Genomic DNA, 12,805 nt, shown 5'->3' on the forward strand with positions numbered 1-12,805 from the left:
ATTCTTTTTGTGGCGATCCGCACGGCACGCTCAAGTTGTCGTCGCCGCCGTCACGCTCTGGGGAACTTTCCTTTTCCTGCGCGGCGCGTGCAGCCTCCGCCGCGGGGGTACCCGGCCTGCGCCGGGCCACCCAGCCTTCAATATTGCGCTGTGAGCCGGTGGACACCGCCAGCGCCCCCGGCGGCACGTTGCGCCGCACCACAGTACCCGCCCCGGTGTAGGCGCCGTCCCCGACCGAGACCGGCGCCACGAACATGTTGTCCGAGCCGGTCTTGACGTGGGAACCGATCGTGGTGTGGTGCTTGGCCACGCCGTCGTAGTTGACGAAGACGCTCGACGCGCCGATGTTGCTGTACTCGCCGATGGTGGCGTCTCCGACGTAGGTCAGGTGCGGCACCTTGGTACCGGTGCCGATTTCGGCGTTCTTCGTCTCCACGAAGGTGCCGATCTTCCCCTTGTCGCCCAGCCGCGAACCCGGCCGCAGGTAGGCGAACGGCCCGACGCTGGCCCCGTCGCCGATCACCGAGTCGAAGCCGTGGGTGCGGACCACCCGCGCCTGCGCGCCGACCGTGACGCCGGTGAGCGTGCAGTCCGGGCCGATCACCGCGCCCTCACCGACCGAGGTGCCGCCCTTGAGCTGGACCCCGGGCTCCAGCACCACGTCACGGGCGAGCGCGACGTCCGCGTCCAGCCAGGTCGTCGCGGGATCGGTGACGGTCACCCCGGCCAGTTGCCACCGGCGGACGATCCTGCGGTTCAACTCCGCGCCCAGCACGGAGAGCTGGACCCGGTCGTTGACGCCCTCGGTCAGCCACGGGTCGTCGACCACCAGCGCGCCCACGCTCAGGCCGTCGGCACAGGCGTGGGTGAGCACGTCGGTCAGGTAGAGCTCGCCCTGCGAGTTGTCGGTGGACAGCCTGGTCAGACCCTTGGCGAGCACCGCCGCGTCGAAGGCGTAGACCCCGGAGTTGATCTCGTCGATCTCCAGTTGCTCTTCGGTCGCGTCCCGCGTCTCGACGATGCCGGTCACCGTGCCCTTTTCGTCGCGGAGGATGCGCCCGTAGCCAGCCGGGTCGGCGACCACGGCGGTCAGCACGGTCACCGCGTGCCCGCTGCCTTGGTGCTCGGCCAGCAGGGCGGACAGCGTGCCGGTGTCCAGTAGCGGAACATCGCCGTAGCTCACCAGCACGGTGCCGCGCAGCTCGTCGGGCAGGGTGTCCAACGCGCAGGACATCGCGTGCCCGGTGCCCCGCCGGGTTTCCTGGACCGCCGTGTCGATGGGCCGCCCCAGGGTCTCCGAAAGCCGGCCGAGGTGCTCGGCGACCGCCTCGCGCCCGTGCCCGACGACCACCACCAGGTGATCCGGCGACAGGCCGGCCGCGGCCCGCACGGCGTGCTCGACCAATGGCCTCCCGGCGACCGGGTGCAGCACCTTCGGGGTGGCGGACCGCATTCTGGTGCCCTCGCCGGCGGCGAGGACCACTGTGCTCAGCGTGGGCTGGGTTGTCACCATGAGTGCCGCCCCTCAACTTGCAACGTGCAACAGCCGAATCAAGCCGCCCGATCCTACGGGTGCGCGCCCGCGTCCGGTGCCGGGTCATCCCCCGGCGGAACTCCGAAGGATTCCGGCGGCGCCGAGCTCATCGTGGCCACCTGGTTGCCGCCACGTCGTTTCGCCTGGTACATCGCGGCGTCGGCGCGTGACAGCACCTGGTCCGCGCGTTCCTGCGGCCGCAGCGAGACCAGCCCGACCGACAGCGTCACGCCGTGCGAGAGGTGCAGCGGCAGCGACGCCACCGCGGAGACCGCCCGGCCGAGAGCCTGCTTGGCCGCGGAGACGGGCGCGCCGGGCAACAGCGCCACGAACTCGTCACCGCCGTAGCGGGCCACGATGTCGTCGCCGCGCAGGGCATCACGCACGGTGCTCGCGACCACGCGGAGCACGTCGTCGCCCTCGGCGTGCGAATGCTCGTCGTTGACGCCTTTGAACCGGTCGAGGTCGATCAGCGCCACCGCCAGAGGCTGGGCCGTGCTCATCGCCGACAGGCTGCGCAGATGCTCGTCCAGCGCCCGCCGGTTGGGCAGGCCGGTGAGCGGGTCCTGCAGTGCCTGCTGGCTGATCGCGCCGTGCTGGGCGGACAGCCGCTCGTGCTCGCGGCGGGTGTCGAGGGTGGCGATCTGCGACTCGCGCATCGACCACAGCTCGGCTTCCAGCGCCCTGGTGTACTCCCGCAGCGAGCGGATCGACTCGTCCGTGCTGTCGTGGTCGAGCCGGGCCAGCTCGCGGACGAGGTTGAGCCGCATGCTCGGCTCGGAGTTGGTCTCGGCGAGGGTGATCCGGGTGGTGTGCAGGGCCTTGAGCGCGTCCTCGCGCTGTCCGGCGGCGTCCAGGCAGCGGGCCAGCGCGATGGCCATGATGACCTGTTCGTGCGGGAAGCTCGGTTCGATGACCAGGCGCTGGAGCCGTTCGACCTGCGAGGCGTCGGGGGACGCCAGCGCGAGCGCGGCGGCGAGCACGCCGACCTGATCGACCGCGGGCACTCCGCCCTTGCGGGGGAACAGCGATTCGGCGAACGGCGCCTCCACGGCCACCGCCATCGACGCGGCCGTGCGGAACTTCGCCTCCGCCTCGGCGTGCCGGTCGACCCGTTCCAGCCGCAGCCCCCAGCCCGCCAGCATCTTGACCCGGTTGATCAGCTGGACCGTGATGTCGTGCGGACCCGCCGACTCCCGGTTCGCCTGGTGCGCCCGGGCGATGACCTCCTCGGCCGCTTCGTAGACGCCGAGCTGGTTGAGCACGATCCAGCAGTCGATGAGCGCCGCGGCCTGCATCTTGGCCCATTCGCGGCGGCCCATCTGTATGTCGGGGGTGGCCGAGTCGTCCAGGATCGCCAGTGCCCTGGCGATTTCCGTCAGTGCCGCGTCCTCCTGCTCGGCCAGGATGAGCAGGCGGCCGCGTAGTGCGTGCGCGTCCGCCCGGTAGAGCCCCAGTCCGTGCCGGCGCGAATGGGCGAGCATCTCGTCGAGCAGCGGCTCGGACTCGGCCGCGAAGCCGGGGATCACGAGCCTGGCCACGACGGCCGCACGCAGCAGTTGCGCGACGAGCACCGGTTCCCCCCGACGCTGGGTCTCCGCGAGCATGTCGTCGAGGCCGCGAACGATTTCGCGCTGGTCGGCCGGGTTCGTGTGCTGCACGGCCGCCAGAAGTTCCCTGGCCCGTCCGACGAGCCAGGCGTCGGACATGTCCGCCAGGGTCGGCGGCCGTCTGCTCGTTTGTTCGCTCTCGCCTAGCAGCGGAGTGCACCCCCTCGCTCGTCGGGGCAGGCTACACCAGCTCCGCCGCCAGGATTCGAACCTGAACTGTCAGAACCAAAATCTGAAGTGCTGCCAATTACACTACGGCGGATCGCGCCTGGTCAGGATACCGATCGGCGAAGCGGGGCCGCTGGTGGGGTTTGCGGTCTCCCCAACCGGCCAAACCTCCTGTAGCGTAAGTTACGCAAGCGTAGGTTGGCTTGACCGTTGCCTACGGGTCCGATCGGTGAGGTTGTCGCGATAGCGCTGATCACGGCAAACTCAGGAAGAAGTGTTCTGCATGACGGCAACTCTCGAACCGCTGTCCACGAAAGGTCCCAAGCCGGTCATCAGCGGCAAACGGTCGCTTTCCGTCCAGGTCACGGTCTATCTCGGCGTGCTGCTGCCGCTGGCGGCGCTGATCATCGCCGTGCCCTTCGCCTGGGGATGGGGTTTGTCCTGGACCGATGTCGCCCTGTTCGTGGTGTTCTACGCCATCAGCGGGCTGGGCATCACCGTGTCCTACCACCGGTACTTCACGCACGGGTCGTTCAAGGCCAAGCCGTGGCTGCGGGTGGTGCTGGCCATCGCCGGCAGTACCGCGGTGCAGGGGCCGGTGATCACCTGGGTGGCCGACCACCGCAGGCACCACGCGTTCTCCGACCGTGACGGCGACCCCCACTCGCCGTGGGCCTTCGGCACCTCGCCACTCGCCATCGCCAAGGGCTTCTGGCACGCGCACATGGGATGGCTGTTCGAGCGTGACAAGAGCAACGCCGACCGGTTCGCCCCCGACCTGGTCAAGGACCCGGCCATCAGGAAGGTGGACGAGCTGTTCTGGCTGTGGACCCTGCTGTCCCTGGTGGTTCCGGCGTTGCTCGGTGGGCTGATCACCTGGTCGCTGTGGGGCGCGGTGACCGCGTTCTTCTGGGCCGGGCTGGTGCGGGTCTGCGTGCTGCACCACGTCACCTGGTCGGTCAACTCGATCTGCCACATGATCGGCGAGCGCCCGTTCGCCGCGCGGGACAGGTCCGCGAACTTCTGGCCGCTGGCGATCCTGTCCTTCGGCGAGTCGTGGCACAACCTGCACCACGCCGACCCGACCTCGGCCCGGCACGGCGTCAAGCGCGGGCAGATCGACATCTCGGCCAGGGTGATCTGGCTGTTCGAAAAGCTCGGGTGGGTGTACAACGTGCGCTGGCCGACCCCGGCCCGGCTGGCCAAGCTGGCGGTGGAAGAAGCCAGGTGACGACCGCGCATCGCCGTTTCGGCGGCGGCAAGTAGTCTCTGCCGAATGGCTGCTGCGAGAAGGCGCCCGAAGCGCGAAGCGGCCACCGGGGCCCGGCCGGCGGCCCCGGTGAGCCGGGTGCGGATGACCGGCGCCGAACGCCGTCAGCAGTTGCTGAACGTGGCGCGTGAGTTGTTCGCGGCAAAGGGCTTCGACGGCACGTCCATCGAAGAGATCGCCCACCGCGCGAACGTGTCCAAACCGGTCGTCTACGAGCATTTCGGCGGCAAGGAAGGCATCTACGCGGTCGTCGTGGACCGCGAGACACAACTGCTGCTCGACCGGATGGTGTCCACCTTGCACGGTGGGCACCCGAGGGCGATGCTCGAGCAGGCCGCGAGCGCGCTGCTCGGCTATGTCGAGGAATCCCACGACGGGTTCCGGATCCTGGTGCGCGACTCCCCGGTGGCCAGTTCGACGGGAACCTTCTCGACCGTGCTCAACGACATCGCGAGCCAGGTCGAGCACATTCTCGGCCAGCAGTTCGCTTCACGCGGCTACGACGACAAGTTCGCCGCGTTATACGCGCAGGCCCTGGTCGGCATGGTGGCGTTGACCGGCCAGTGGTGGCTCGACGCGCGCAAACCCAAGCGCGACGAGGTGGCCGCGCACCTGGTCAACCTGGCCTGGAACGGCCTGTCCCACCTGGAACACAAACCCAAGCTACGGCTCAACTAGGGACTTTCGCTGGCGAGTTGCCCGCTCCGGACGGCGAGTTCTCAGCTCAAGCCTCCGCGGGGGTCGGTGAGTACGTGCTCGATGACGATGTCGGCGACGCGCGCAACGGGGACGGTCGTGACCACCTCCGGTGTCGCGGACCTTCTCAGCAAGGGCTCCACCGTCTTGAGGTACTCGAGCGGCTCGGCGAGTTCGGCCGGATCCTTTCCGCATGGATTGGAAGTACGCGTAGTCAGCCGCTCGACGAGTATCTCGGCTGGAGCGCTGAGCAGGACGATATGCTCGAAGCGAGCATGAAAAAGGGCTTGGTTGCGCGTGGTGCTTCTGTACGAACAGCACGTTCTCGCTCGAATCGCCGGAGAGCAGTGCGTCGATCCGGTCCTCACGCCAAAGCCTCTCGCCGTCGACCGTTTCGTAGTAGTCGCCGTCGTCGGTATCGACCGTCCGATAACCGCGCGCGGCGAGCTCGTCCAGCAACGAGGTTTTTCCGTGATCAGCACGCGCTTCATGTGCGGAAAGAACGAATACGATCGCTGCGCACGGTGCGCCAGGTGCGCGCCTGGAAGCAACTCGCAGTCTCGAGCGGCCCGCGAGGTCCTCGCAGTGACTGTCCTAAATAGATAGTCGTTTCGTTGGTGCGGAAGAAGAATTTCTGTCCGGCACCGGCACCGCGGTCGAATCCGCTTCTCCAGGAGCCGCGCCGCCGTCGTACCGGTGGCGCCGGCGGGTCGGACGCCCTCCCGGCCGAACAAGATGTTCGGGAAAGGTCGGTGCCGTGGCCTGTGTGTGGGCAAAAGAAGTCATGGCACTCGAGCGCGCTGTCGAACCGCCTGCTCGCTGCCCGCGATCAACGAACCTTCGTGCGCAAGTCGCCGAGTTCTACGCGCGAGTGCGCCGGTCATGGAAAGTCAACCCGTGTGGGTGACAAAAACAGGGTCGGTTCATCAAGCGTGCACCATCTGGGCACTGTTCGAGGGGCGGGAAGCCCCATACTCTGCGTCATGGTGCTGATACGGAAGGTGTACGCCTCGTGAATGAGATGACTTCGGCCCTGGCTACTGCCCTGAAAGCGGTCAACCGGCAGGTCCCCGCCATGGTGGAAATGCTGCAGTCGGGAACGCTGCCGGTCGGCAAGCAACGCGACTTCGCCGCCCTGCTGATCGGGCTGGGCGAACTGCTCAAGGAGTACGCCGATGCCGCCGACCGCGTCGCCGTTCGCTAGCGCTCGACGCGTGCCAGTCCGCCCGCGCCTTCCCTGTGATGGTGCCTTTTCACCCACGATGGTCAGTTGCGCCGGATCGCGCCAGGATTCGGCTGTCCGGCCCGCTCTTTTCGCTGAGGGCGGCCGCGGTCTCCGCGTCGGTGGGGAGAAAAGTCTCCAGCTCCGAAAGGGTCACGTCGACGGCGGTGACGACCCGGACCACCATGCCGCTGCCCGGCACCGACCGGTCGTTCTCCATGAAACTGACATGGCCGCTGCGTGGTGCCCGCGCGCGGTGCGAGCTCCAGTGGGGAAAGCCGTCGCCGCGTCCGCCATTCCCGCAGCGTCTCGCCGAAGTTGTGCACGAAGGCCTCCTCGCACCCACCGTGATTCCCCCGAGGGAATTGAAGGCATGCCGCCCGCGCCAAAGGATTGCCGCATGGCAGACGGACTCCTTCTTCCCCAGTTGCGGGCCGGTGGCTTGGCACGGCCCTTTTCGCCATGGACAGCAGCCACATCATGGGCCTGACTACGGGCAGGACAGATCCGGTGACGGACAGGCCCAAGCGCGGGCCAGATCAAGTGACCGTAGGCCAACTCGGATGACCGCCGACACCGAGCCGCTCGGCACGGATCGCGATGTCGACGAGTCCGGGTACTACTTGGCCCGTCGCTGGTCACCGGTGCGCGTCCGACCAAATTGTTCGGCGCCTGGCACTCGCCTTCGACTCCGTGTGGGTCGGCGACTCCGCCAGAGCGGCAGGCCGGTGAAACCCGCGTTGTTCGCCACTGTCTACCGCGACGACGAAGCCGAAGGGGGCAAGGCCGCGCTGGACAAGTACTGCCAGGCCAACTGCGGCAGGCCGCTGGGGATCGTCGGGAAGATCCAGGCCATGATGGCCGGACCCGACCTCGAAGCCGGCGCCGAGCACATCCTGCTCCGGATCGTGGCGGTGGAACCATCGGTGTTCGAGGAGCAGTCGGCGGGAGTCGCGGAACTTGCCCGGGTGCGGGTGGCCCGCGGATAGCCCCGGGTGGGCCCGCGGATTGGGTCGGGTGGGGTGGCCCGCGGATTGCTGTCGTACCCCGGAAGTACTGTGTAGGGGAGAGCTCCCGACCCTCTCGTTCCCGGGCGGGGGTGTGCCCGCATGTGCGCGAGGGGTGTCTTACCGTGACAAACCGGGTTTTGTCTTCTCTGTTGTCGTCGGTGCTCGGTGACGCGTCGTTGCAGGGGATCGTGGAGCGCGCCGGGGCGCCGGTGCTGGAGCTTGAGGGCGCGACCACGACCCGCCAGCTCGTGGTCGCCGCGCTCGCCGCCGGCGCCGGACGTCCGGTGCTGGCGGTCACCGCGACCGGCCGTGAGGCCGACGAACTGGAGGCCGCGCTCGCCAGCCTGCTCGGTGCGAGCGAGGTCGCCGGCTTCCCGTCCTGGGAGACCTTGCCGCACGAACGGCTCTCGCCGCGCGCGGACACCGTCGGCCGGCGGCTTGACGTGCTCCACCGCCTGCGTGGTGAGGGTGCGCCGAAGGTGGTCGTAGCGACCGTGCGCAGCCTGATCCAGCCCATGGCGCCCGGTCTCGGCTCACTGTCCCCGGCCGACCTGCGGGTCGGGGAGGAACACGAGTTCGAGGCCGTGCTCGATCGCCTCGTCGAGCTCGCCTACACCCGCGTCGACATGGTCGAGAAGCGCGGCGAGTTCGCCGTCCGAGGCGGCATTCTCGACGTCTTCCCGCCCACGGCCGACCACCCCTACCGCGTCGAGTTCTGGGGCGACGAAGTCAGCGAGATCCGTGCCTTCGCCGTCGCCGACCAGCGGTCCCTGCCCGGCGAGATCGAGGCCGTGCACGCACCGCCGTGCCGGGAGCTGCTGCTCACCGCGGACGTCAAGGCCCGCGCCGCGGAACTGGCCGAGCGGCACGCCGCCGACGCCCACCTCGCCGAGATGCTCGGCAAACTGGCCGAGGGGATTCCGGTGGAGGGCATGGAGGCGCTCATCCCCGTGCTGTGCGACGGCGAGCTGGAGCTGCTCACCGACGCGATGCCCGAGGGCGCGCACGTTGTGCTGGCAGACCCCGAAAAGATCCGTGCCCGCGCGCACGACCTCGTCCGCACCGGCCAGGAGTTCCTCGAGGCGTCCTGGATGTCGGCGGCCGGGGGCGGCAAGGCGCCGATCGACCTGGGTGCCTCGGCCTACCGCGGCCTTGCCGAGGTGGCCAAGCACGCGGGCGAGACGAACCGGCCGTGGTGGACGCTGTCCCAGCTGACCAGCGAGGACACCGACGTCTGCAAGATCGCGATCGAAGCGACGCCCGCCTACCGCGGCGACTTCGAGCAGGTCACCCAGGATCTACGCGCGCATCTGGCCACGGGCGGCGCCGCGGTGCTGGTCGTTGCGGGGCACGGGACCGCGCAGCGCGCGGTGGAGCAGCTGTCCGCGGCCGACGTGCCGGCGAGGCTGGCCGAGGACGATTTCACCCCGGCGAGCGGGATCGTGACCGTCGCGTGCGGCGGGCTGACCGAGGGGTTCGTCGCGCCCGCGCTGGGTCTGGTCGTGCTCACCGAGCCGGACCTGACCGGCCGCGGCGCGACCACGACATCGACCAGGGATCTCGGCACCAAGATGCCGTCCCGGCGGCGCAACGCGGTCGATCCGCTGGCGCTCAAGCCGGGTGACTACGTGGTGCACGACCAGCACGGCATCGGCCGGTTCGTGGAGATGGCGCAGCGCACCGTGGCCGGCGCCACCCGCGAGTACCTGGTGCTGGAGTACGCATCGTCCAAGCGCGGGCATCCCGGGGACCGGCTCTACGTGCCGACCGACCAGCTCGACGAGGTCTCCCGGTACGTCGGCGGCGAGTTGCCCACGCTCAACAAGCTGGGCGGCTCCGACTGGAAGAACACCAAGGCCAAGGCACGCAAGGCGGTCAAGGAGATCGCCGCCGAACTGGTCCAGCTCTATGCCGCGCGGCAGGCCGCGCCGGGGCACCCGTTCGCCCCGGACACACCGTGGCAGCGCGAGCTGGAGGACGCGTTCCCGTTCGTCGAGACCGTCGACCAGCTCGCCGCCATCGACGAGGTCAAGGCCGACATGCAGCGCGGCGTCCCGATGGACCGGGTGATCTGCGGCGACGTCGGCTACGGCAAGACGGAGATCGCGGTGCGGGCGGCGTTCAAGGCGGTGCAGGACGGCAAGCAGGTCGCCGTGCTGGTTCCGACCACGCTGCTGGCCCAGCAGCACCTGAACACCTTTTCCGAGCGGATGCACTCGTTCCCGGTCACCATCAAGGGGCTGTCCCGGTTCACCGCGAAGTCCGAAGTGGACACTGTGCTGGCCGGGCTGACCGACGGCGAGGTCGACATCGTGATCGGCACGCACCGGTTGTTGCAGACCGGTGTCCGCTACAAGGACCTCGGCCTGGTGATCGTGGACGAGGAGCAGCGGTTCGGCGTCGAGCACAAGGAACACATCAAGGCGCTGCGCACGCACGTCGACGTGCTCACCATGTCCGCGACGCCTATTCCGCGCACCCTGGAAATGTCAATGGCGGGCATCCGGGAAATGTCGACCATTCTCACCCCGCCCGAGGACCGGCACCCGATTCTCACCTATGTCGGGGCGTACGACGACAAGCAGGTGGCCGCGGCGATCCGGCGGGAGCTGCTGCGCGACGGCCAGGTCTTCTACGTGCACAACCGGGTTTCCTCGATCGAAAAGGCCGCGCGACGGCTGCGCGAACTGGTGCCCGAGGCCCGGGTGGTCACCGCGCACGGCCAGCTGAACGAAGACAAGCTCGAAAAGATCATCCAGGGTTTCTGGGAGCGCGAATACGACGTGCTGGTCTGCACCACTATCGTGGAAACCGGGCTGGACATTTCCAACGCGAACACCTTGGTCGTGGAGCGCGGGGATCTGCTCGGCCTGGCCCAGCTGCACCAGTTGCGCGGCCGGGTGGGCCGTGGCCGCGAACGTGGATACGCGTATTTCCTTTATCCCACCGAGGCTCCGCTCACCGAGACCGCGCACGACCGGCTGGCCACCATCGCGCAGAACACCGAACTCGGTGCGGGCATGGCGGTGGCGATGAAGGACCTGGAAATCCGCGGCGCCGGCAACATTCTCGGCGCCGAGCAGTCCGGGCACATCGCCGGCGTCGGTTTCGACCTGTACGTACGGCTGGTCGGCGAGGCGGTGGAAGGGTTTCGAGCCGTTTTCTCCGGTTCCGGGGCGGAGCCGGCCGAGGAGGAGGAACTGCGCGAGGTCCGCGTGGATCTCCCGGTGGACGCACACATCCCGCACGATTACGTGCCCGGCGAACGGTTGCGGCTCGAGGCGTACCGCAAGATCGCGTCGGCATCCGACGCGGAGGCGCTGCACGCCGTCGAGGAGGAGCTGATCGACCGCTACGGCCAGCCGCCCGCACCGGTGCGCCGCCTGCTGGCGGTGGCCGCGTTCCGGCACACCTGCCGGGCCGCGGGCGTGACCGAGGTGTCCACGCAGGGCAACACGATCCGGTTCGCGCCGCTGCCGCTGGCCGACTCGCAGATGGTGCGGCTCAAGCGGTTGTACCCGAAGGCGGTCTACAAGGCGGTCACGAACACCGTGTCGGTGCCCAAACCGACCGAGGGGCCGGCGGGCGGCCGGATGGGCGCCCCTCCGTTGCGCGACGAGCCGCTGCTGGACTGGTGCACGAAGCTGCTCGCCAACCTGACGAAGGCGCCGGCGCCGGTCAGTTGAGTTCGCGGCGGAGTTCGTCGAGCCGGGTGGCGACGTCGTCGAGGTCCGCGGGAGCGAACTCGAGGAGTTCGTCGCCGTACCGCGGCCGGGCGATGAGGGTCCACAGCCCTTCGTCGTTTTCGTAGACCCGCAACGGGCATGGGGTGATTCTTCGGTGGCCGTCGCGGTCGCGGATTTCGGCCGAAAACTCCGCGATGGCGTATGGCTTCAGCGCGGCGAGGGCTTCGGCGCGAGCGACCTGCCGGCTCGGCCGGGGTGCCCCGATGGTTTCCGAACGCGCGGCCAGTATCTCGCCGCGCAGTACGCTGATCGGCGCTTTCGGGATTTTCCATGATTTGTTGGGCAGCACCGCGGCGAGGACCGCGCTGAGATGGTCACGCCAGAACGTGCGGACGAAGACGTCGTCGTTCTCGCGCACGGCGACCAACCCGAACTGGTCGCACGACGCGACCAGCGTCCGCAGGTGGACGTCGTTGATCAGATCGCTGGACCAGCCGTACCGCGCTTCTTCCGGCGCGCTCAGCAGTTTCGCGACCTCCGCCGGGGTGGGCTCGTCCCGATGCCGGGTTCCGCGTGAGATGTCGTTTCCCGGACGTGTTTCCTCGCTGCGCCAAACAGGTTCCGGCGCCAGCACGATATGTAATTCGCTCCCGGTTTCCTCGGTCACCAGCGCGGCGAGCTCGTCGACGTGAAACCGTTCCGCTTCCTCGAACCACATTCCCCCTCCTGGAAGCGGCTACCCGCCGATGACGGGCGGAGCGACCGGCAGCCCCGTGTTCGGGTCGACCAGTTTTTCGCCCTCGTCGGTGAGCTGGAAGAATTCGTCGTCGTCCAGGACGTACTTGCGCTGGTGCTCCTTGTCCTCCTCCTCGCCCTGGCCCCGGCCGCCGCCGGACGCGCCCATTCCGCTGGCGCCAGGCTTGCCCGCGGCACCCGCCGAGCCGCCACGCACGACGGATTGGCCCGCCATGCCGTTCGCTCCCGAGCCGACACGGTTCCCCGCGCCGAGGCCCTTTTCACCCGCGGCACCACCACCGGAGGCTCCGCCGCCGTACAGGCGACCCGCCGCGCCGCGGCCCGGTCCGTTTTCTCCCGCGCCGGAACCAACTCCCGGTCCTGACCCGGAACCGCTGCCACGGTAGCCCGTCGTGGACCCACCGGAATCCGGCAGGGACCCGGAAATGGCCCCGATCGGAGCCCATCCCGCACCGCCCGGCCCACTTGGTGTGGGGCCACCGCCGAGGCCGCCCGAGGACGACCCGCCGGTGCCGCCCGCCGGTCCGGGACCGGGGAACCCGGTGAAACCCCCGGGCGTCGTGGCCTGCGCGGAGTCGGTGGATCGCGCTGCCCCAGCGGGGACGCCGTTCGGGCCCCGATAACCGCCGCCGCCGGCCGTGGACGTGGAGATGCCACCGCCGCCATGGGGCACGACCGGAGTCGGCGTTCCGCCACTGCCCGGGACGGAAGCATGACCGCCGCCCCCGACCACCGGCGGGGCACCGCCCGGAGTGGTCATGCTCACCTTGAAGGCGCCGGAATCGAGCTTTCCGTAGGACGACGGCATCCGCGACCCGTTGTCCGCACTCGCCCCGCTCCAGGTCCGCATCGC

The 12,805-nt window shown here is 69.1% G+C and carries 10 protein-coding genes, 1 tRNA gene and 1 pseudogene; 5 read left to right on the forward strand and 7 right to left on the reverse strand.

The features are described 5' to 3' along the window. Positions 1 to 46: 46 nt before the first annotated feature. The 3 genes and pseudogenes from glmU to VJT49_RS22720 all read right to left on the reverse strand — a co-directional run. Positions 47 to 1,513 (reverse strand): annotated as a pseudogene (glmU, locus tag VJT49_RS22710) (bifunctional UDP-N-acetylglucosamine diphosphorylase/glucosamine-1-phosphate N-acetyltransferase GlmU); the annotation flags it as partial. A gap of 53 nt (positions 1,514 to 1,566) precedes the next feature. Next, positions 1,567 to 3,243, reverse strand: a complete 1,677-nt coding sequence (locus VJT49_RS22715; protein WP_324166912.1) for a GGDEF domain-containing protein — start codon at positions 3,241 to 3,243, stop codon at positions 1,567 to 1,569. Between the two features lie 91 nt (positions 3,244 to 3,334). Further along, positions 3,335 to 3,406: transfer RNA gene (locus VJT49_RS22720), tRNA-Gln, on the reverse strand. 189 nt (positions 3,407 to 3,595) lie between these two features. On the opposite strand from VJT49_RS22720, the gene VJT49_RS22725 reads away from it, so the two are divergent. Both VJT49_RS22725 and VJT49_RS22730 read left to right on the forward strand, forming a co-directional pair. Then, positions 3,596 to 4,543 carry an acyl-CoA desaturase gene (locus tag VJT49_RS22725; RefSeq protein WP_324166913.1) on the forward strand — a complete coding sequence of 316 codons (948 nt, stop codon included), beginning with the start codon at positions 3,596 to 3,598 and terminating at the stop codon, positions 4,541 to 4,543. 123 nt (positions 4,544 to 4,666) lie between these two features. Next, positions 4,667 to 5,260, forward strand: coding sequence for a TetR/AcrR family transcriptional regulator (locus VJT49_RS22730; protein ID WP_324166924.1), 594 nt, complete (start codon positions 4,667 to 4,669; stop codon positions 5,258 to 5,260). A gap of 41 nt (positions 5,261 to 5,301) precedes the next feature. Here the strand turns inward: VJT49_RS22730 and VJT49_RS22735 are convergent, their stop codons facing one another. Next, the gene (locus tag VJT49_RS22735) at positions 5,302 to 5,769 is read right to left on the reverse strand and encodes a hypothetical protein (protein WP_324166914.1); all 468 of its coding nucleotides are present in this window, start codon (positions 5,767 to 5,769) and stop codon (positions 5,302 to 5,304) included. Positions 5,770 to 6,290: 521 nt separating this feature from the next. On the opposite strand from VJT49_RS22735, the gene VJT49_RS22740 reads away from it, so the two are divergent. Continuing rightward, positions 6,291 to 6,482, forward strand: coding sequence for a hypothetical protein (locus tag VJT49_RS22740; RefSeq protein ID WP_324166916.1), 192 nt, complete (start codon positions 6,291 to 6,293; stop codon positions 6,480 to 6,482). A gap of 49 nt (positions 6,483 to 6,531) precedes the next feature. On the opposite strand, the gene VJT49_RS35400 is transcribed toward VJT49_RS22740, so the two are convergent. Beyond that, entirely contained in the window at positions 6,532 to 6,720 is a 189-nt protein-coding gene (locus VJT49_RS35400; RefSeq protein ID WP_414636064.1) for a hypothetical protein, read from the reverse strand. Positions 6,721 to 7,228: 508 nt separating this feature from the next. Between VJT49_RS35400 and VJT49_RS22750 the strand changes: the two genes are divergently transcribed. Both VJT49_RS22750 and mfd read left to right on the forward strand, forming a co-directional pair. After that, on the forward strand, positions 7,229 to 7,489 hold the full coding sequence (locus VJT49_RS22750; protein ID WP_324166917.1) for a hypothetical protein: 261 nt from the start codon (positions 7,229 to 7,231) through the stop codon (positions 7,487 to 7,489). A 158-nt stretch (positions 7,490 to 7,647) separates the two neighbouring features. Beyond that, positions 7,648 to 11,196 (forward strand): transcription-repair coupling factor, encoded by a 3,549-nt coding sequence (gene mfd / locus VJT49_RS22755; RefSeq protein WP_324166925.1) that lies wholly within the window; start codon positions 7,648 to 7,650, stop codon positions 11,194 to 11,196. Here the strand turns inward: mfd and VJT49_RS22760 are convergent. Both VJT49_RS22760 and VJT49_RS22765 read right to left on the reverse strand, forming a co-directional pair. Continuing rightward, positions 11,189 to 11,914, reverse strand: coding sequence for an ESX secretion-associated protein EspG (locus VJT49_RS22760; protein WP_324166918.1), 726 nt, complete (start codon positions 11,912 to 11,914; stop codon positions 11,189 to 11,191). The two genes, mfd and VJT49_RS22760, sit on opposite strands and share 8 nt — an antisense overlap. 18 nt (positions 11,915 to 11,932) lie before the next feature. Next, positions 11,933 to 12,805: hypothetical protein (locus VJT49_RS22765; protein ID WP_324166919.1), on the reverse strand; the 873-nt coding region annotated here is incomplete at its 5' end.

Source organism: Amycolatopsis sp. (assembly GCF_035276945.1).
Classification (GTDB): domain Bacteria; phylum Actinomycetota; class Actinomycetes; order Mycobacteriales; family Pseudonocardiaceae; genus Amycolatopsis_E.